General features: G+C 62.3%; 16 protein-coding genes. 14 read left to right on the forward strand and 2 right to left on the reverse strand.

Features of this window, described 5'->3' with window-relative positions; genetic code table 11:
• Positions 1 to 76 precede the first annotated feature (76 nt).
• The 7 genes from EGM97_RS10700 (at position 77) to EGM97_RS10730 (ending at position 8,911) form a co-directional block, all read left to right on the forward strand.
• The gene (locus EGM97_RS10700) at positions 77 to 1,426 is read left to right on the forward strand and encodes a TolC family outer membrane protein (RefSeq protein ID WP_238962419.1); all 1,350 of its coding nucleotides are present in this window, start codon (positions 77 to 79) and stop codon (positions 1,424 to 1,426) included.
• A gap of 37 nt (positions 1,427 to 1,463) precedes the next feature.
• Entirely contained in the window at positions 1,464 to 3,620 is a 2,157-nt protein-coding gene (locus tag EGM97_RS10705) for a type I secretion system permease/ATPase (RefSeq protein WP_238962420.1), read from the forward strand.
• A complete protein-coding gene (locus EGM97_RS10710; protein ID WP_238962421.1) occupies positions 3,610 to 4,977 on the forward strand; it encodes an HlyD family type I secretion periplasmic adaptor subunit in 1,368 nt (455 codons plus the stop codon). The genes EGM97_RS10705 and EGM97_RS10710 overlap by 11 nt, the downstream gene beginning before the upstream one ends.
• Before the next feature lie 224 nt (positions 4,978 to 5,201).
• On the forward strand, positions 5,202 to 6,104 hold the full coding sequence (locus EGM97_RS10715) for a TauD/TfdA dioxygenase family protein (protein WP_238962422.1): 903 nt from the start codon (positions 5,202 to 5,204) through the stop codon (positions 6,102 to 6,104).
• 37 nt (positions 6,105 to 6,141) lie between these two features.
• A complete protein-coding gene (locus EGM97_RS10720) occupies positions 6,142 to 7,167 on the forward strand; it encodes an ABC transporter substrate-binding protein (protein ID WP_238962423.1) in 1,026 nt (341 codons plus the stop codon).
• Positions 7,168 to 7,172: 5 nt separating this feature from the next.
• Complete coding sequence (locus EGM97_RS10725; RefSeq protein ID WP_238962424.1) at positions 7,173 to 8,033, forward strand: ABC transporter ATP-binding protein; 861 nt, start codon at positions 7,173 to 7,175, stop codon at positions 8,031 to 8,033.
• 11 nt (positions 8,034 to 8,044) lie between these two features.
• Positions 8,045 to 8,911, forward strand: coding sequence for an ABC transporter permease (locus EGM97_RS10730; RefSeq protein WP_238962425.1), 867 nt, complete (start codon positions 8,045 to 8,047; stop codon positions 8,909 to 8,911).
• Between the two features lie 154 nt (positions 8,912 to 9,065).
• Here the strand turns inward: EGM97_RS10730 and EGM97_RS10735 are convergent, their stop codons facing one another.
• A complete protein-coding gene (locus EGM97_RS10735; protein WP_238962426.1) occupies positions 9,066 to 9,431 on the reverse strand; it encodes a DUF6124 family protein in 366 nt (121 codons plus the stop codon).
• A 398-nt stretch (positions 9,432 to 9,829) separates the two neighbouring features.
• On the opposite strand from EGM97_RS10735, the gene EGM97_RS10740 reads away from it, so the two are divergent.
• The 7 genes from EGM97_RS10740 (at position 9,830) to EGM97_RS10770 (ending at position 19,598) form a co-directional block, all read left to right on the forward strand.
• Positions 9,830 to 10,330 (forward strand): cell division protein, encoded by a 501-nt coding sequence (locus EGM97_RS10740; RefSeq protein WP_238962427.1) that lies wholly within the window; start codon positions 9,830 to 9,832, stop codon positions 10,328 to 10,330.
• The gene (locus EGM97_RS10745; protein ID WP_238962428.1) at positions 10,323 to 11,765 is read left to right on the forward strand and encodes a TIGR01777 family oxidoreductase; all 1,443 of its coding nucleotides are present in this window, start codon (positions 10,323 to 10,325) and stop codon (positions 11,763 to 11,765) included. Before EGM97_RS10740 ends, EGM97_RS10745 begins: the two co-directional genes overlap by 8 nt.
• Before the next feature lie 9 nt (positions 11,766 to 11,774).
• Positions 11,775 to 14,210: a PEP-utilizing enzyme gene (locus EGM97_RS10750; RefSeq protein ID WP_238962429.1), complete on the forward strand. Its 2,436-nt coding sequence runs from the start codon at positions 11,775 to 11,777 to the stop codon at positions 14,208 to 14,210.
• Positions 14,211 to 14,277: 67 nt separating this feature from the next.
• A complete protein-coding gene (locus tag EGM97_RS10755; protein WP_238962430.1) occupies positions 14,278 to 15,213 on the forward strand; it encodes a LysR family transcriptional regulator in 936 nt (311 codons plus the stop codon).
• Positions 15,214 to 15,418: 205 nt separating this feature from the next.
• Complete coding sequence (locus EGM97_RS10760; RefSeq protein WP_238962431.1) at positions 15,419 to 16,942, forward strand: MFS transporter; 1,524 nt, start codon at positions 15,419 to 15,421, stop codon at positions 16,940 to 16,942.
• A 14-nt stretch (positions 16,943 to 16,956) separates the two neighbouring features.
• Positions 16,957 to 18,015 (forward strand): HlyD family secretion protein, encoded by a 1,059-nt coding sequence (locus EGM97_RS10765; RefSeq protein ID WP_238962432.1) that lies wholly within the window; start codon positions 16,957 to 16,959, stop codon positions 18,013 to 18,015.
• The gene (locus EGM97_RS10770; RefSeq protein WP_238962433.1) at positions 18,012 to 19,598 is read left to right on the forward strand and encodes an efflux transporter outer membrane subunit; all 1,587 of its coding nucleotides are present in this window, start codon (positions 18,012 to 18,014) and stop codon (positions 19,596 to 19,598) included. Before EGM97_RS10765 ends, EGM97_RS10770 begins: the two co-directional genes overlap by 4 nt.
• On the opposite strand, the gene EGM97_RS10775 is transcribed toward EGM97_RS10770, so the two are convergent.
• Positions 19,579 to 20,268 carry an NYN domain-containing protein gene (locus EGM97_RS10775; RefSeq protein WP_238962434.1) on the reverse strand — a complete coding sequence of 230 codons (690 nt, stop codon included), beginning with the start codon at positions 20,266 to 20,268 and terminating at the stop codon, positions 19,579 to 19,581. The genes EGM97_RS10770 and EGM97_RS10775 overlap by 20 nt on opposite strands.
• Between the last annotated feature and the right edge of the window lie 376 nt (positions 20,269 to 20,644).

Raw genomic sequence — 20,644 nt, forward strand, 5'->3', positions numbered from 1 at the left:
TCCCGGTTGCCATCATCTGATGCAGCGCCACGTTTCGCTGTGATCCACGACAAAGTTTTCAGGAAGAAAAAACACCATGCGTTCGCATTTGTTCATGGCTTTACCCTTCGCCCTCGCCGCCAGTTTCGTACAAGCACAAACCTTGCCGCAGGCCATGCAACAGGCACTCGATGTCCATCCTGAAATCCAGGCCGGCGTGAACAGCCGATTGGCAGCCGACTATCAATTGAAGGCAGCCAAGGGCGGCTACCTGCCTAGAGTGGACCTTGCAGCCGGATATGGCCGGGAAGGTACCGACAGCGTCACCACCCGCTCAGGCAGCAATAACCATTGGGAAACCCTGAACCGCAGCGAGTCGAGCCTGCGCCTGACACAGATGGTTTTTGACGGTTTTGCGACGTCCAGCGAAGTGGGGCGTCAACAAGCCACCGTCAATGCCCGTGCCTATTCGCTGCTGGACGCTTCCGAGCGTACCGGGCTGACCGTGGCCCAGGTCTACCTGGATGTGCTGACCCGTCGTGAATTCGTGCGTCTGGCCGAAGAAAACCTCAAGAGCCACGAGCGTATCTTCGACCAGATCAAGCTGCGCACCGAGCGTGGCGTGGGCAATCGCGCCGACCATGACCAGGCCGAAGCACGCGTAGCCCAGGCACGCAACAACCTGATCACCGAGCAAACCAACCTGGCCGACGCCGAGACCAACTACCTCAGCGCCGTGGGCCAACTGCCCGACCAACTGGAGCGTCCCGCCGATTCCATGGCGCTGTTGCCGGCCAACCTGAACGAAGCCCGTGCGCAAATGTTGGAGAACAGCCCGGTGTTGCGTTCGGCCGAGGCGGATATCGCCGCCGCAGAGCAGCAATATGAAGCCGCCAAGTCGAGCTTCTACCCTCGCTTCGACGCCGAACTGGGCCGCACTGCCGACAACGACCTGGACGGCCAGAACGGCCACAACAACGAATGGCAAGCCATGCTGCGCATGCGTTTCAACCTGTATGCCGGCGGCAGCAACAAGGCGGACCTGGAGTCCAAGTCCTACCTGTCCAACCAGGCCCTGGACATCCGCAACAATGCCCTGCGCCAACTGAATGAAGAACTCGGCCTGGCCTGGAACGCCTTGAACAACGCCAACGCCCAGATACCGATTGCCCAGCAGTATGTGGACCGCAGCGCCAGCGTGCGCAACGCTTACCAGAAGCAGTTCAGTCTTGGCGAGCGGACCCTGCTCGATCTGCTCGACAGCGAAAACGAGCTGTTCAGCGCTTCCCGTCGCCTGGCGGAAATCAAGAACGTGCAGCTGTTCACCCAATACCGGATCAAGGCAACCATGGGCCAGTTGCTCAAAAGCCAGGGGGTAGTCGCGCCGTTGGCATCCGTTGTGCAGACTGACGTGAAACCCAAGGTCCAGTTGCCTGGGATGAATTGAGTCATCCATCCAGTTTGATCAGTAAAGAGTGCAGAGCGTGGAATCAGAAGTCAGTCGAGTCGAACTAGTCCATGACCCGCGCACGCTGCACGACGACCCGTTGCTGGACGGGTTGCTGGCGCTCTGCATGCTGCATCAGAAGCCTGCCAGCGCGGCGATGCTCACCACCGGCCTGCCGCTGCCCAAGCAGCGGCTGAGCGTCGAATTATTGTCGCGCGCGGCGGCCCGGGCTGGTTTGCAGGGGCGGGTATTGCAACGCCGGCTCGAGCAGATTCCGGCCATCGCGATGCCTGCGCTTTTGCTCCTCAAGGAAGGCCGCAGCGCCGTGCTGCTGGGCTGGACTGAGGATGAACGAGCGCGGTTGCTGCTCAGCGAAAGCGACGGCGGCGAAGTGACGGTCAGCCGTGAGCTGCTGGCGGATGACTACAGCGGCAAGGTTTTCTTCGCTCAGCCGCAACATAAATTTGACGTGAACCACGGCACGCTCATTCCCCGGGCGCGCTCCTGGTTCCGTGACACCCTCAAGCGCTCCCGCTGGCTGTACGCCGATGCCATCGCCGCCAGCCTGCTCATCAACATCATCGCCATGGCCGCGCCGCTGTTCGTGATGAACGTCTACGACCGCGTGGTGCCGAACCAGGCCGAGGCGACCCTGTGGGTGCTGGCCATCGGCATCACCGGCGCCTACGTGTTCGACCTGATTCTGAAAATGTTGCGCAGCCTGTGCCTGGATCTGGCCGGCAAGAAAACCGACCTGATCATTTCGGCGACGCTGTTCGAGCGGATTGTCGGCATGGCCATGAAATACCGACCGGCGCGGGTCGGCAGCTTTGCGCAGAACATCCATGAATTCCAGAGCCTGCGGGATTTCCTCGCGTCGCTGACCCTCACCAGCCTGATCGACCTGCCGTTCACCCTGTTGATCCTGATGGTCATTGCGATCATCGGCGGACACCTGGTGTGGATTCCGGTCGTGGCGTTCCCGCTGGCCCTGTTGATCGGCTACGCCTTGCAGAAGCCCCTGGTGGCAACCATGGAGCGGACCATGGCCCTGGGCGCCGAGCGTCAGTCCAGCCTGATCGAGACCCTGGCCGGTCTGGATGCGGTAAAGGTCAACAACGCCGAGAGCGAGCGCCAGTATCAGTGGGAGCAGACCATCGGCACCCTCAGCCGCCTCGAACTGCGGGTGAAGATGCTGTCCGGGCTGGCGATGAACATCACGTTGCTGATCCAGCAGTTGGCCGGTGTGGTCATGATCGTCTTCGGCGTCTACCTGATCATCGCCGGTAACCTGAGCATGGGTGGGCTGGTGGCCTGCTACATGCTCAGCGGCCGCGCCCTCAGCCCATTGGCTTCGCTGTCGGGCTTGCTGACCCGCTACCAGCAGGCGCGGGTGACCATGACTTCCGTCGACCAGATGATGGAGCTGCCTCAGGAGCGCAATTTCGACGAGCGTCCGTTGAGCCGCAACGTCCTGCAGGGCGCCATCGAATGCCGCCAGTTGAGTTTCACCTACCCGAACCAGCAGAACGCCGCGCTGAAGAACATCAACCTGGTGATCAAGCCCGGCGAGAAGATCGGCATTATCGGCCGCAGCGGCTCGGGCAAGAGCTCGCTGGCCAAGTTGCTCGTGGGCCTTTACCAGCCGGACGACGGCGCCCTGCTGGTGGACGGCGTGGATATCCGCCAGATCGATGTCAGCGAGTTGCGCTACAACGTCGGCTATGTGCCCCAGGATATCCAGCTGCTGGCCGGTACCCTGCGGGACAACCTGACCTCCGGTGCCCGTTACGTCGAGGATGAGCTGGTGCTCCAGGCGGCGGAGTTGGCGGGTGTGCATGAATTCGCACGCCTGCATCCGCAGGGCTATGAACTGCAAGTGGGTGAGCGCGGACAGAATCTGTCTGGCGGCCAGCGTCAGAACGTCGCCCTGGCTCGTGCGCTGTTGCTCAACCCACCCATCCTGTTGCTGGATGAACCCACCAGCGCCATGGACAACACGGGCGAAGAGCGTTTGAAGCAGCGCCTGGCTGCCGTGGTGGAAAACAAGACGGTGCTGCTGGTGACGCACCGGGCATCCCTGCTGTCGCTGGTGGACCGTCTCCTGGTGGTCGACCGTGGGCAGATCCTGGCCGACGGCCCGAAAGCTGCCGTGATGGAAGCGTTGAAGAAGGGGCAGATCAGTGTTGCTTAAGTCGGGTTTCAAGGGGGCCGTAGGCCGTTACTTCAAAGGCTCCGACTCGCTGCACGGCCAGCCGCTGCCCGAGGTGAACAAAGCCTTGATCGAGGATGCTCCCCGCGTGGTGCGTTTGACGATCTGGGGCATCATCGGGTTCTTCGTGTTCATGGTGCTGTGGGCCAACTTCGCAGTGGTCGACGAAGTGACCAAGGGCGACGGCAAGGCGATTCCCTCGTCCAAGATCCAGAAGATCCAGAACCTGGAAGGCGGTATCGTCGCCGAGCTGTTCGTCAAGGAAGGGCAGATCGTCGAGGCCGGTGCGCCGTTGATTCGCCTGGACGACACGCGGTTTGTCTCCAACGTCGGGGAAACCGAGGCCGATCGCCTGTCCATGCTGTTGCGGGTCGAGCGCCTGAGCGCCGAGGTCGAGGACCGGCCACTGAATTTCCCGGCCGATGTGCTCAAGGCCGTGCCGGGCCAGGCGGCCAGCGAAGAGTCGCTGTACATCAGTCGTCGCCAGCAACTGCACGATGAAATCGGCGGATTGCAGGAACAGTTGGTCCAGCGCCAGCAGGAGCTGCGCGAGTTCGTTTCCAAACAGGCGCAATACCGTTCCGGCCTGGCGTTGCAACGCCAGGAAATCAACATGTCCGAACCGCTGGTGGCCCAGGGCGCGGTTTCGCCGGTGGAAGTGCTGCGACTCAAGCGCGCTGAAGTCGAAACCCGTGGGCAACTGGACGCCACGACGCTGGCGATCCCCCGTGCCGAATCGGCGATCAAGGAAGTGCAACGCAAGATCGACGAAACCCGCGGTAAATTCCGCAGCGAAGCCCTGACCCAGCTCAACGAGGCGCGCACCGACCTGAACAAGGCCCAGGCTACCGGCAAGGCCCTCGAAGATCGGGTGAGCCGTACACTGGTCACCTCGCCGGTGCGGGGTATCGTCAACAAGATGCTGGTGAACACCATCGGCGGGGTGATCCAGCCCGGCAGCGACCTGGTGGAAATCGTGCCGCTGGACGACACGATTCTGGTGGAAGCGAAAATCCGCCCGCAGGACATCGCCTTCCTGCACCCCGGCCAGGACGCCACGGTGAAATTCACCGCGTATGACTACACCATCTACGGTGGGCTGAAGGCCAAGCTGGAACAGATCGGTGCCGACACCATCACCGACGAAGACAAGAAAACCACCTATTACATCATCAAGCTGCGCACCGAGCGTAGCCACTTGGGCACCGATGAAAAACCGCTGCTGATCATTCCGGGCATGGTGGCCTCGGTGGACATCATCACCGGCAAGAAAACCGTGCTCAGCTACTTGCTCAAGCCAATCATCAAGGCTCGGGCCGAGGCGTTGCATGAGCGGTAAGGCTGCGCCTCATCCTGTGTGTGGGAGCGGGTTCAGTATGATCAGGCTGAAAATCATATGGTTATTCCTCATCGGTATTTAATTTAATTTTCTTATATCGATAAAGTCATTCCCCTGCGTACCTGCCGACCAATCGGCGCGCCGCACGACACAAACCAACACGGTCCAGCCGTGAGTTTTTGATCGAGGCGCGCCAGTGCGGCGTGTCGTGCGTGGAGTGATGTATGCCAGCCGTCTCTTATTCTCCAGATCCCAGCGCCGCCAATATCGCGCCGCAATCCTTCGACATCCGTCCGTTCAACGGCGCCGTGGGCGCCGAGATCGTCGGCCTGGACCTGTCCCGGCCAGTCAACGACCAGGATTTCGCCCGCATCCATCGCGCCCATCTGGACCACCATGTGCTGGTGTTCCGGGACCAGCGCATCACCCCCGAACAACATATCGCCTTCAGCCGCCGCTTTGGCGAGTTGCAGATTCATGTGCTCAAGCAATTCCTGCTGGCCGGGCATCCGGAAATCCTCATCGTTTCGAACATCATCGAGAACGGTCAATCCATCGGCTTGGGCGATGCCGGCAAGTTCTGGCATTCCGATCTCTCCTACAAGCCACTGCCCAGCCTGGGTTCGATGCTGCATGCCCAGGAACTGCCGAGCGAAGGCGGTGACACGTTGTTCGCCGACATGCACAAAGCCTGGGATGGCCTGCCCGAGGCGCTGCGCAAAGCGGTCGAAGGTCGATTGGCGGCACATTCCTATACGGCGCGCTACAGCGAAAGCAAATTCGAAGGCAACTGGCGACCGACGCTGACCCCGGAGCAGTTGGCCCAGGTCGCTGAGGTCGTGCACCCGATCGTGCGCACCCATCCGGAAACCGGGCGCAAGGCGTTGTTCGTCAGTGAAGGCTTCACCACCCGCATCCTCGGTCTGCCGGAGGACGAGAGCCAGGCGCTGCTGGCCGAGTTGTATGCCCATAGCGAGCTTCCCCAGAACATTTATCGCCACCAATGGCAGCCTCACGATCTGGTGTTCTGGGACAACCGCTCGCTGATTCACCTGGCCGCCGGTTGCCCGAGTCATCTGCGCCGCAAGCTGTACCGCACCACCATCCAGGGCGACGCCCCTTTCTGATCGGCTGCGCCTCGCGCAAAGAACCCGGAGAATCATCATGTCCAAACGCATTGCCTTTGCACCATTGGCTGCCGCCATCGGCCTGGGATTCAGCCTGCTGGCCGGCAGCCTCGTTGCCCCCGCCAGCGCCCACGCCGAAGGCGAGATTCGCATCGCCGAGCAGTTCGGGATCGTTTACCTGCTGCTCAATGTCGTGCGCGACCAGCAGTTGATCGAGAAACATGGCAAACAGGAAGGGATCGACATCAAGGTCGACTGGACCCAGTTGTCCGGCGGTGCGGCGGTCAACGACGCGCTGCTCTCGGGGTCCATCGACATTGCCGGGGCTGGGGTCGGGCCGTTGCTGACGATCTGGGATCGCACCCGTGGCAAGCAGAACGTCAAGGGAGTGGCTTCCCTGGGTAACTTCCCCTACTACCTGTTGAGCAACAACCCCAAGGTCAAGACCATCGCCGATTTCACCGAGCAGGACCGTATCGCGGTGCCGGCGGTAGGCGTTTCGGTGCAGTCGCGCTTCCTGCAATACGCCGCCGCGAAGCAATGGGGCGACAAGGAATTCAACCGCCTGGACAAGTACACCCTCGCCGTTCCTCACCCGGACGCCACGGCCGCCTTGATTGCCGGTGGCACGGAGTTGACCGGTCACTTCTCCAACCCGCCGTTCCAGGACCAGGCCCTGCAAAACCCGAGCGTCCATGTGGTACTCAATTCCTATGATGTGCTGGGGCCGAATTCGCCCACGGTGCTGTTCGCCACCGAAAAATTCCGCAACGAAAACCCGAAAACCTACAAGGCGTTCGTCGGGGCGCTGACCGAAGCGGCCGAGATCGCCCAGAAGGACAAGGGCGCGGCGGTGGATACTTACCTGCGAGTGACCAAGGCCAAGATCGACCGGGCCACTTTGCTGAAGATCGTCGACAATCCGCAGATCGAATTCACCGTCACGCCGAAAAACACCTACCCGCTGGCCGAATTCCTGTACCGCGTCGGCGCGATCAAGAACAAGCCGGCAACCTGGGAAGACTATTTCTTCCAGGACGCCAAGCCGTTGCAGGGGAGCTGATCGCCATGAACGCGACAGTGCAAGGCCACGCGGCCAGCAGCTTCGCCAGCGTCGATACGGCGCTGTTGTCGGTGGATAACGTCAGCCTGGAATACCGCACTCCACAGCGTGTGGTGCGGGCCACTCACCAGGTGAGTTTCGAGGTCGATCCGGCGGACCGTTTCGTGTTGCTCGGTCCATCCGGTTGCGGCAAGTCCACCTTGCTCAAGGCCGTTGGCGGTTTTATCAGCCCTTGCGAGGGTGAGATTCGCCTGCAAGGGCAAACCGTCAACGCACCGGGGCCAGACCGGGTCGTGGTGTTCCAGGAGTTCGACCAGCTACCGCCCTGGAAAACCGTCAAGCAGAACGTGATGTTCGCGCTGCTGGCTTCCCGCACCCTCAAGCGTCAGGAAGCCGAGGAACGTGCGCTGCACTATCTGGACAAGGTCGGTCTGGCGGCGTTTGCCGATGCTTACCCGCACACCTTGTCCGGGGGCATGAAGGCCCGAGTCGCGATTGCCCGGGCATTGGCGATGCAACCGAAAATCCTGCTGATGGACGAACCCTTCGCCGCCCTCGATGCCCTGACCCGGCGCAAGATGCAGGAAGAATTGCTGCTGCTATGGGAGGAGGTGCGCTTCACGCTGTTGTTCGTCACCCATTCCATCGAAGAGGCATTGGTGGTGGGCAATCGCATCCTCTTGCTGTCACCCCATCCCGGACGTGTGCGGGCGGAAGTCCACAGCCATCAATACGGTTTGCACAGCCTCGGAGGCGAGGCGTTCCAGCACACGGCACGGCGCATCCATGGGCTGCTGTTCGATGACGGCCAGACGGCGCAAACCGAGCCTGAGCTGGATTTCACCGACATTCGTATCGCGTACTAAGGGAGCTTTTCATGAGTCAGTTATCGCCCGCGCGCGAAGAATACGAAGTCGACCTGCAACCCCTGGCCCACGTGCCGCTGGAGCGGGCACTGCCCCTGAGGCAGCGCCTCTGGCAACAAGGCTGGCTGCGCAAAAGCCTGATCCTGTTACTGCTGGCGCTCTTGTGGGAAGCGGTGGCGCGTTATCAGAACAACGACCTGCTGCTGCCGGGGTTCCTGCAAACGACCACTGCGTTGTACGACGGTTTGCTCAGCGGTGAATTACTGGGCAAGGTCTGGCTTTCCCTGGTGGTGCTGCTCAAGGGTTATCTGCTGGGGATTGTTCTGGCGTTCGGCCTGACCACGCTTGCCGTGTCGACGCAGTTGGGCCGCGACCTGCTCAGCACCCTGACCTCGATGTTCAATCCGTTGCCGGCCATTGCCCTGTTGCCACTGGCATTGCTGTGGTTTGGCCTGGGGCAGAACAGCCTGATTTTCGTGCTGGTGCATTCGGTGCTGTGGGCGCTGGCGTTGAACATGTATGCGGGCTTTCTCGGCGTCTCCGACACGCTGCGCATGGCCGGGCGCAATTATGGGCTCAGGGGCCTGCGCTTCGTGTCGTTTATCCTGATCCCGGCGGCGCTGCCGTCGATACTCGCCGGTTTGAAGATTGGCTGGGCCTTTGCCTGGCGCACGTTGATCGCCGCCGAACTGGTGTTCGGCGCGACCAGTGGCAAGGGTGGCCTGGGCTGGTACATCTTCCAGAACCGCAACGAGCTGTACACCGACAAGGTGTTCGCCGGGTTGGCGGTGGTGATTTTGATCGGGTTGCTGGTGGAGAACCTGGTGTTCGACAGTTTGGAGCGGGTGACGGTGAAGCGGTGGGGGATGCAGCGGTGATCCAGTCGGGGTTTACGGTTGTCAGGGCGGACGCCTTCGCGAGCAAGCCCGCTCCCACATTCGATAGGCGTTGGTCTCGATATTCAGTTCGACGCAGGTCCGGTGTGGGAGCGGGCTTGCTCGCGAAGGCGATCTTCAATCCACCGCAGGAACATCAGCCCGACGCTTGAGCCTCAAGCCGATCCATCGCCCGTTCCACCAGCAAATGCCCGCCATCGGCCATTCGACTGATCGCCAGGATCACGCTGCGGCGCGTGCCGTCGACATCGTCGGCCAGGTCGGCGGCGATGGCGCTGATGGAGCGCAAGTCTTCGGAGGCATTGGCCAGCAGGGTTTCGAGGTCGATGTCCGGGGCGACCATGAAGAGGTGGGATTTGTCCGCGGCTTTTTCATTGGCGGGCTTGGGGTTGAGGTAGTAATCGATGGCGCGCTCGGCGGCCTCGTCGAGTTTTTTGGCTTTCGCGGATTTGTCGGAGACGTTGCCAGGGCTTTCTGGTGGATTCGGAGTTACTTTGAACATGAGACATTTCCTAAACAGTCAGTGGAAACCGTCACCGTTCGCTTGCACGCGAATAGGGGTGGCGGCCGTACGCAGGTGTGCAAGACCGGGCCTGTTTAGGACACCCAGCAGATCCAGGGATCTCCTGCGCGCAGCCGCCATAAAGCCAGTGGGCAGCAGAGGGCCCCTGATCAATGTAGCGTCGCAACCTAAACAGTTTGTTCGGACTTGCACGTCCGTGTCACCGTTTTTTCAGTGACAAGCCCAGACTAGCGGTGGGCCCGAAGCCGGACAAGTTCACCAAAACCGCTACAACTTGAAGGAAATCTCCTAGGACGCTGCTGACCGCAATTAGCCCGGTAAAACCGCTTCCTTTTCCATTAGACTTGCAGCCCTCAAGCACGTCTCCAGGACACGGAATGCCAACCCCTCCCAACCCCCTGCGCAAAGCCCTGGTCGTTTGGCTCTATGTCGCCGCCCTGATGCATCTGCTCGTTGGTGTCACGTTGAGCTGGGCAGGCCAGTCGGGATTGCTCGATGCGGGATTGCTCGATGGTTATCTGCAAACCCTCGAACAGGTTTTCTGGGGCGTCGATGGGGCACCCGCAGCCGCCCGTGCGCAACAGGTCTGGTGGCTGGCCTTGTTCGGGGCCACGTTGCAAAGTTATGCGCTGTACATGCTGGCCCTCGTGCATATCGGTCACCGGCTGAGGCGTGCCATGCCGTGGGGCTGGTTGATCGCCGGCCTCGTGCTCTGGGCGCCCCAGGACATGCTGATCTCGGCGCAGATGCGGGTCTGGTCGCATCTGGCCTTCGACGCCTTCGCCCTGTTGACGTTGCTGCCCCCGCTGTTCTGGCTCTATTGCCATGATCGTCGCCACTCCCCTGATAACGCCTTGAGTCCATCGAACCATGCCTGAGATTTCTCTTCTCGACTGGGCCATTACCCTGTTGATTGCCCAAGCCACCCTGGGTGCCCTGGACACCCTGTATCACCATGAACTCACCGTCGCGCTGCCTTATCGCCACAGTGCCCGTCTGGAGCTGTCGATCCATGCGCTGCGTTCGTGCTTCTACGGGATCCTCTTCCTGGGCATCGCGCACCTGGCGTTCCAGGGCACCTGGGCCATTGTGATTGCGTTGTTGTTCGCGCTGGAGATCGGCCTGACGCTGTGGGATTTCGTGGTGGAGGATCGCAGCCGCAAACTGCCGGCCATCGAGCGGATCATGCACACAGTGCTGGCGGTCAACGGCGGGGCCTTCTTCGCGTTGTACGGGGTGCAACTGGCGCAGTGGGCGAGTTTGCCGACCGGCCTGGGTTCGATCGACCTGGGCTGGCGCGGTTGGCTGCTGACGCTGTTCGCCATCGGCGTCAGCGCATCGGGCATTCGCGACGGGTTGGCGGCGCTGCGCATGCAACGCAAAGGCATGCCGGCCAATCCGTTTGCCGGTGGTGCCTATAAACGCGTGCTGGTGACGGGTGGGACCGGGTTCATCGGTGAAGCCTTGGTCAACCAGATGCTGGACGCCGGGCATACCGTCAGCGTGCTGGCCCGCGATCCGTTGAGAGCGGCCTACCTGTTCGACGGTCGCGCCCGTTGCCTGCGTTCGCTGAGCAAGCTGGGCCACAACGAAACCTTCGATATCGTGATCAACCTGGCAGGCGCGCCGGTGGCCGGCCCGCGCTGGAGTCCAAAGCGCCAGGCCCAACTGCTGGCCAGCCGGGTCAACACCACCGAAGCGCTGATGACCTGGTTGAAGAACGCTCGGAACAAGCCGGCATTGTGGATCCAGGCCTCGGCCATCGGCTTCTACGGCGTGCGTGACGGCAGCGAAAGCCTGGATGAGAATGCCACCCGGGGCGAGGGCTTCATGGCCGAACTGTGCGCGCGTTGGGAAGCCTCGGCGCTGCCGGCCACTGAGCTGGGCGTACGTCAGGTGGTGATGCGCCTGGGCGTGGTGTTCGGTCCGGGCGGCGCACTGTTGCCGTTGCTGATTCCGTTTCGCTTGGGGTTCGGCGGGCGGATGGGCGATGGCCGGCAGATCATGAGCTGGGTGCACCGCGACGATGTGATTGCCGTCATCGCACGGGCCTTCGACGACGACAACCTCAGTGGAACCTACAATCTCGTGGCACCGGAGACCGTCAGCCAGGCCGTGTTCGCCGAGCGCGTCGGCAAGGTCCTCAAGCGCCCGGTGTGGTTCCACATTCCTGCCGCGCCGGTACGCGCCCTGGCGGGCGAGATGGCCCAGTTGTTTTTCGATGGCCAGCGGGTGGTGCCGAACCGTCTGATCGAGGCCGGCTATGTGTTCCGTTATCCGGCGCTCGACGCTGCCCTGCGCGACCTGGCCTGAGGAGCGTCCATGAGCAAGCCGCTGATGTACCTTTTGGCCGGCAATGGCAGCGCTGCCGATTGGTGGGACGACGTGTTGCCGCACTTCGAAGACCACGAAGTAGTGCCGCTGGAGCTGCCCGGCTTCGGCAATCATCCGGACGCACCCTGCGAAGATCTCGCCGCCTACGCTCAGGCGCTGCTGGCGATGACGGTCAAGGGCAGTGCGATCGTCGCAGTCGGGGTGAGCGCGTTGCTGGTGCTGCATGCCTTGCAACGTCGACCGGGGCACTTTTGCCGCAGTGTGTTGCTGGCGCCGGTGGGCGCCTTCCTGTGGCAGCGACGGCTGCCGGCATTGATGTCGCCGCTGCCGGTTCGCAAGAGCATTCATTGGTTGCTGGCGAACTCGCCGACGCTGTTTGCCCACAAGTTTTCCAACCGGACCTGGACGCCTGAGCAATACCGGCGCATGGGCGCCGGCTATGCCCGCTGTCGCGCCTTCGTGCCGCTTTGGGATCTGCTGCGTGCCGATACCGCGTTGCCGTTGCTGGAATGGATCACTGATCCGGTCGAGCTGGTCTGGGGTGATCAGGACAACCTGCTGGGCATCGAGCAGGCGGCCGCCTGGTCCGCCATTCTCGCCCGGGCCGACCTGACCATCCGCCTGAAACCCGGCTGGGGTCACTACCCCTGGATCGACGCGCCGGCCGAGTTCGCCGCGTGGCTGAAGTCGGGCGAGCGTGGGTTCGTCGCTCATACCAAAGGTGGTCGCTTGCAGCTGGCCGCATTGGCCGGACAGGCGGTGCCCCCTGCGCTGACGCTCGACAAGGCTGACGATCCGCGCCTGCCGGCGTTTCTCGACAGTCAACCGGACGCGAGCTGGGCGGTGCGCTCTTCCAGTTATGGCGAGGATCAGGCCGACGCGGCGAATGCCGGCTTGAGCACCACGTTCCTGCGAGAACCGACTGGCAACGTGCCGGCGCGCATCGCCGAGTTGACGGCGGCGGGTGTCGAGGAAGTGGTGGTGCAGCGCTTCATCACACCGGTGCTGTCCGGGATCGCTTTTGTGCGTCACGTGTCAGTGGAGTTGGAGTGGGTCGAAGGCCATCTCGAGTCCTTGGCCGATGGTCAGGTGACTCCGGAACGCGCGATCATTTCCCGCCTTGGCGATTCCTGGAGCAGCGGTATCTTCAGGCCGCTCCATGGCCTGACTGCCGACGTGCTGTGGCGATTTCTGCAAGGTGTGTTGCGGGTTTTCCACTACGTGCCGGGCGACGTCGAATGGGCCTGGGACGGTACCCGGCTCTGGTTGTTGCAGTACCGGCCGATCAGCGATTACGGCTGGCGTCGACACCTGACCGCCGCCAACATCGCCGAAATCCTGCCGCCGCAACCCAGCGTGTTGGTGGAATACGCCCAGCGGCGGGCGGCGGCGAGCATTCCGGCGGTCATGGCCCGTTGGGACCGCCGGGTGTTGCAAGACAACGAACCCTTCACGGCGGTGTTCGGCGGGGCTTCGTACATCAACAATGACCTGTTCCTTGCCCGACTGGCAGACTGGGGCATCAGCGCCAGCAGCTACGCGGGCGAGGTCGGCGGCGCCACGCCGCATTTGCCTTGGCGAGCGCTGCGCCTGATTCGTTCGCTGCCGTTATTCCTGCGCATGCAACGCGTTGCGCGCAGGCATCTGTCGACGCTCGAAAAAGGCTTGCGACGTTTCGACCGGGAGCTGGCTGAGTTGATCGGGCAGGGCTCTGACGGACAACAATTGGCCGACTGGTTCACCCGGTTCTACGTGTTCGTAGTGCAGGGCAACCTGTGCATCGCCACTGCGCTGGCGAGCAGTGGCGGTGACGGGTTGGGGCGGCCTCCGACCGCTTACGACAACCTGGAAGCCGCTCCCCATCGCCTGCCCTGGGAAACCGACCCGGCGACGCCGCGCCCGGCGCCGACCGAACTGCCTTTGCAGGCTTTTCCGCGTTGGCCCCTGGCGGTTCGCCTCGCCCATTGCGCCGGGCTGCCGGGTCTGCGCGGTTACTATCTGCAAGTGCGCGAATGGTATCGCGACAACCTGATGCGAATGTTCTTTCGCTTGCATCACGCCATGCCGATGGACGACCGTGCCCATTGGTTCGCCCCGCACCCGGACATCCGCACGCGTGAAGGCAGCTTCTGGCAGGACGGTCGCGAGGGCACCGAACAGGCCAGTGGGTTCCTGATCTATCCGGGTCAGGCCCAAGGCATTCTCGGTGACGACATTCTTTTGGAAGACACCCTCGACCCCGGTCGTCATGCCCATTATCAGCAAGCTCGGGCGGTGATTGCGCGTATGGGCGGACGCCTGTCCCACGGCTCGACCTTGCTGCGTGAGTTGCGCAAGCCTTCGGCGGTATTGCCTCAGGTGAACGTGGGCTGGCTGGGACGGGAAGTGGTGTATCGCGATGGTGAACTGACGCTGGTGGAGTAGACGTGCTCGAAATTTGATCTGCTAGGATTGCGCCTGGATCAATGCTGATTGAATACGAGTGCTTGCCATGCAACTCCCGGACATGAACCTGTTGGTCGCCCTCGACGCCCTGCTCGATGAGGGCAGCGTGGTCGGTGCCGCGCGGAGGATGAACCTCAGCCCCGCCGCCATGAGCCGCACCCTGACGCGAATCCGCGAGGCCATCGGCGACCCGATCCTGGTGCGCGCCGGTCGCGGGCTGGTGCCCACGCCCAAGGCGTTGGCCTTGCGCGAGCAGGTGCGCGACGTAGTGGAACAGGCAGCGCTGGTGTTTCGCTCGGCCGATGCCGTGGACCTGAGCACTTTGCGGCGACGCTTCAGCATTCGCGCCAACGATTTTTTTGTCGGCGTGTATGGCGGCAAGCTGTTCGACACCCTGGAGCGCCAGGCCCCCCATTGCGAGTTGCGTTATGTTCCGGAGGGCGACGGTGACGACGAGGCGTTGCGCGAGGGTCGTATCGACCTGAACATCAGCAACACCCGGCCGGTGATGCCGGAGGTGAAGGTGCAGAACCTGTTTTCCACGCATTTCGTTGGCCTGGTGCGCGAAGACCATCCATTGCTCGACGGCGAAATCACGGCCGAGCGGTTCGCCGGTTTTTCCCATATCAGCATGTCCCGGCGTGGTATCGCCCGCGGTCCCATAGACACTGCGCTCAATGCCCTGGGCCTGGAGCGGCGGGTGGCGGTCATTGCGCCGAGTTTCCATGCGGCGATGTTCGCCTTGCCCGACTCGGATTTGATCCTGCCGGTGCCCAAGGAAGCCTTGCTGAGCGTCAAGCGCCTGGGGTTGCGCCTGCGTTCGTTTACCCTGCCGATCCCGCTGCCAACGCTGATGCTGACCCAGGCCTGGCACCCGCGCTACGACAACGACCCCGCCCACCGCTGGCTCCGGGAAACCCTCAAGGCCTGTTGCGAGGAGACCTGGCTGGCGGCGCAGCCTGAATCAAACGCAGCCCAGTGAATCCTGTGGGAGCGGGCTTGCTCGCGAATGCGGTGTGTCAGATAACAACAATGGCGTCTGACACACCGCATTCGCGAGCAAGCCCGCTCCCACAGGGGGATTCATTGCTGCGCGGAACGCATTTATAAGCTGCCAATAAGTCACTTTTTGTCAGTCCTCCCGCTTTTTAAACTGCTCCGGTATTTCCTCCGGAGTTTTCCAATCCATGACCTCCCTCACGACCACGGCACTCCCCGCGGCAACCGCCGCGCCGTCGGCGTTCGGTCCGAGAATCGTCATCGGCTTGATAGGTGTGTTGCTGGCGGTGCTCGTTTCGGGGTTGAACGAGATGGTGACCAAGGTCGCCCTGGCGGATATTCGTGGCGCTATGGCCATCGGGTATGACGAAGGCACTTGGTTGGTAGCGTGTTATACCGCTACTTCGGTGGCTGCCATGGCCTTCGCGCCCTGGTGCTCGGTGACCTTTTCGCTGCGCCGCTTCACGCTGTGGGCCATCGGCTTGTTCGCCCTCTTGGGCGTGCTGTGTCCGTTGGCGCCGAATGACCAAAGCCTGCTGCTGATGCGGACCTTGCAAGGGTTGGCCGGCGGCGCGTTGCCGCCGATGCTGATGACCGTCGCCCTGCGTTTCTTGCCGCCCGGCGTAAAACTCTATGGCCTGGCCGGTTATGCCCTGACCGCCACGTTCGGCCCTGGCCTGGGTACGCCCCTGGCAGGCTTGTGGACTGAATACGTCGGTTGGCAATGGACCTTCTGGCAAATCATCGTGCCCTGCCTGATCGCCATGGCTGCAGTGGCTTACGGCCTGCCCCAGGACCCGCTGCGCCTGGAACGCCTCAAACAGTTCAACTGGCGTGGCCTGCTGCTGGGTTTCCCGGCGATCTGCATGCTGGTAATCGGCGTGCTGCAAGGCAACCGGCTGGATTGGTTCGAGTCGAGCCTGATCTGTGCCTTACTGGGTGGCGGCGTGGTGCTGCTGGTGCTGTTCATGATCAACGAATGGTCGCAGCCGGTGCCTTTCTTCAACTTGCAGATGTTAGGCATACGCAACCTGACGTTTGCACTGGTGACGCTGGCCGGTGTGTTGGTGGTACTGCTGGCGGTGATCATCATTCCGTCCAGTTACCTGGCCCAGGTCCAGGGCTATCGACCGGTGCAGACCGCGCCGGTGATGCTGCTGATGGCTTTGCCGCAGGTGATTGCACTGCCGCTGGTGGCGGCGTTGTGCAACCTGCGTTGGGTCGATTGTCGCTGGGTGCTGGGGATCGGCCTGGGCATGCTGGCATTGTCTTGCATCGGCAGTTCGCAGTTGACCTCGGCGTGGATTCGCGATGATTTCTACGGTTGGCAACTGCTGCAGATCTTTGGCCAGCCAATGGCGGTGCTGCCGTTGCTGATGCTTTCCACCGGCAGCATCTCGCCGATGGACGGCCCGTTCGCTTCGGCCTGGTTCAACACGGTTAAGGGTCTTGCCGCCGTGATCGCTACCGGTGTGCTGGATGCGCTGACCACATCGCGCCTGCATTTCCACTCCACGATGCTGGTGGACAGCGTCGGTAACTCGCCGTTGGTCGACTCCGACTCCGCCGCGCTCGCCCACCGCCTCCACGAGCAGGCCGTGGTGCTGACGTCCTCCGATCTTTACCTGTGCATGGCAGGCGTTGCGCTCGTCCTGATCCTGCTCATTTTCTGGCTGCCGACGCGGATCTACCCGCCTGGCGCGCCACGTTGAATCCGGGAGCTCCCATGAAGACTCAAGTGAAAAAACCTGTTGTGCTCGCCGTTGCCGCGGTGATCGCGCTCGGTGCGTTGGTTTACCTGCTGGCCCCTGGTAAACGTGTGCAGCAGAGCACCAATGATGCGTTCGTTTCAGCCGACTTCACCCTGGTGGTACCGCGTGTGGCGGGTTTCATCAAGGAGGTGCTGGTGGAGGATCACCAGCAGGTGAAGGCCGGGCAATTGCTCGCGCTGATCGACGACCGAGACCTGCGCGCCGCGGCCCAGGCCGCCGATGCCCAGACCCTGGTGGCGCGTGCCCAGCTGGAAAACGCCCGGGCAACCCTGGAGCGCCAGGCTTCGGTGATCGCCCAGGCCCAGGCCACGGTGGTCGCCGCCAAGGCGGAGATGGCTTTTGCCGAGCATGAGCGCAATCGCTATCAGCACCTGGCTGGCGTGGGTGCCGGGACGGTGCAGAACGCCCAGCAAGCCCAGACCCGGATCGACCAGGCCACTGCGCGGCTGGCCAACGCCACGGCGGTGTTGGCCGCCGAACGTAAGCAAGTGGAGATCCTGACGGCCCAGCGTGACGCTGCCGAAGGCGGATTGAAGAAGGCTCAGGCCGCGCTGGAAATCGCCAGTTACGAACTGTCGTACACCCGCATCGTCGCGCCCCAGGATGGCATGGTCGGCGAGCGGGCGGTGCGGGTCGGCGCCTACGTGACGCCGGGCAGCAAGTTGCTGGCGGTGGTGCCGTTGGCCCAGGCCTATGTGGTCGGCAATTTCCAGGAAACCCAACTCACCGACGTGCAACCGGGCCAGCGGGTGGATGTACGCGTCGACACGTTCGGCGGTGAAACGCTGCACGGTCGCGTGCAGAGCATCGCCCCGGCGACGGGCGTGACCTTCGCCTCGGTCAAGCCGGACAACGCCACGGGCAACTTCACCAAGGTCGTGCAGCGCATACCGGTGAAGATTGTCCTGGATCCGGGCCAGCCCTTGGCCGAGCGGTTGCGGGTGGGGATGTCGGTGGAGGCGCGGATCGACACGGGCATCAGGGGGGGCGGTAGTGAGGTGACGCAGCGATGAGCACTTGCGTTGATCCGACTGACGCTTTCGCGAGCAAGCCCGCTCCCACAGGGGATCTGGACTTGGCTCGGGACTTCCTGCGTGACGCAGGGCGTGTGTGGGAGCGGGCTTGCTCGCGAAGAGGCCAGTGGCCTTGCCTCGCTATCGGCGCCTTGCTCATGACCACCCTGTCAGCCTGCACCCTCGGCCCGGACTTCCAGCGGCCCGAGCCGCTGCAAGTGACCCGATGGTCCAAGCCCGCCAACGCGGCCGCCAGCCAGGTGATCCCCGCCGACATGAGCGACCGCTGGTGGGAGGTTTTCAATGATCCGACCTTGACCGCCCTGACCCGTCGCGCCGTGGCCGATAATCTCGACCTGAAGCTCGCCGGCAGCCGCCTGCAACAAAGCCGTGCCGCTCGGCAGGTCATCACCTCGGCGCAGTATCCGAACAGCACTGCCACCGGTGGTTATGGCCGCAAGCGCAACAGCGGCGAGGGGCTGAATGACCCTTCTGGGAACAGTGGGGACGCGGCTTACAACTTGTGGGAGGCAGGCATTTCCGCGTCGTGGGAACTGGACATGTGGGGACGGGTGCGGCGCGAAGCCGAAGCCGCGGATGCCAATCTGGAAGTCGCCCGCAACGACCGTCGCGGTGTGCTGGTGGCGGTGCTCGCCGAAACCGCCCAGGACTATCTGCAACTGCGCGGTGTACAAAGCACCCGTGCCGTCACCGAGCAGAACCTGGACGTGGCGCGTCACAGTCTGAAGCTTACGCAACTGCGTCTGGCCGATGGTGTCGCCACGGACCTGGACGTGGCCGAAGCGGCTGCGCAGGTTGCGGCCATCGAAGCCCGATTGCCGGCTTTGCAACAGCGCCAGTCGCAGCTGATCAACGCGCTGAGCTTGTTGCTGGGCCAGCCACCGCAGGCGTTGCAAACCGAACTGTCAGGTGATGCTCCCGTCCCACAGGCCCCTCGACAGGTCGCCATCGGCCTACCGTCACAATTGGCCGAGCGCCGACCGGACATTCGTCAGGCCGAGGCCCGGCTGCACGCCGCCACCGCCAGCATCGGCGTGGCCAAGGGGGATTTTTACCCGCGCATCACCTTGTCGGGTAACGTCGGCTCCCAGGCCTTGCAGCTCGGTAATTTTGGTTCTTGGGGTTCGCGGACGTTCGGTATCGGCCCGCAGTTCAGCCTGCCGCTGTTCGATGGCGGGCGTCTGCGGGGGGTACTGCACCTGCGCGAGGCCCAGCAACAGGAAGCGGCGATTGCCTATCGGCAGACCGTGCTCAAGGCGTGGCATGAAATCGACGATCAATTGAGCGCCTACAACGCGAGCCAACTGCGCCGCGACAGCCTCGCCGAAGCCGTGCGCCAGAACCAGATCGCCTTGCGCACCGCACAGCAGCAATACGTGGAAGGTGTGGTGGACTTCGTCACCGTCCTCACCGTGCAGAGCGCTTTACTGGCAACCCAGGAGCAACTGGTCGAAAGCTCTACCGGCGTGTCGTTGGCCATGGTCGGGTTGTACAAGGCGTTGGGTGGCGGTTGGGCGTCGGTGTATCCGGTGGCGGCAGTGGCTACCAATAATCCGGCTTGATGGCAGGGGCCTTGTGGGTGGGGACTCGATTTGGGAACTGGTGGGATTGCAGTTCGTCGCAGGTGACGACGCGGCGCATCCAGTGGGCGCACTCTTTTAAAGAGCCTGGCGCCAGTCGTCTGGAGTCGGTTCGATAAGGGAGTACTACGCCGATTTTCAAATGAGGAAAATCCTCTCGAATCGCCCTCAATGCTGGAGCCATATCGGTGTCGCCGGAGACTAGCACGAGCTGCTCGATACGTTCTTCCCGCGACCTTGCTTCTTGTCTGGAAGCAGTTCGATACATGCTGATTGCAATGTGGACGTCGGTTTCCTTTTCTTCGAGCTTCCAGATAGGAACCGTATCCTGACGTGAAGCGCCGACCTTTCTGCTTACAAAACGGGGGGCGTTTGCGCGTTCGAGCTGATGACGTCCATAGTGAACGTTGACCTTGTTGGCCTTCAATGCGCGGACGTAGGCGTCTTGGGCTTCCTTGGATGCGACTCCTCGCGTTGCCAGCTCCGGCTTGACGGAGGACGTGAAGTAATCGACGGACACGAGCGAACTCTTGGGATTCTCGACCCGGGCGATGTGCGTCAATAACTGCGTCAGGTTGAGCCACTTGTAGGGTGTGCCGGCGAGCAGTCCATAAAAAACGTTATACCCGTCAACGAAAAAAGCAGTGCGCACAAACTCAATCCCCAGAAACGAAAAAACCGGCCGAAGCCGGTGTTTTCACCCCAACGGCCAGAGAACTGAATCTCTGCGTACGAGGTTGAGCAGTGAGAGAATCCTAATCCTGGAAAGATTTCGCGTCAACCGTGGACGATCTGGCTCTGGCACCGGCAAGACGAGTTTTGTGCGTCTTCACAACTGATGGTCAAGCTGTTCTGGAACCAATGTGTGAGAACGTATTTCGATGGCCTTCCATAGCGTTGGTGGTTGCTGAGGGGCTTGGATTGTCCATCGTCCATGGTTGATCAAGACGAGCGGATCTACCGAAATATTTGTGGGATTTGATCCCAGCCTCTGTCAGAAAAAACCAAGCGGTGTTTGAGTCCACTCT

It is taken from the genome of Pseudomonas sp. AF32 (assembly GCF_022342325.2).
GTDB classification, from domain to species: Bacteria; Pseudomonadota; Gammaproteobacteria; order Pseudomonadales; family Pseudomonadaceae; genus Aquipseudomonas; species Aquipseudomonas uvaldensis.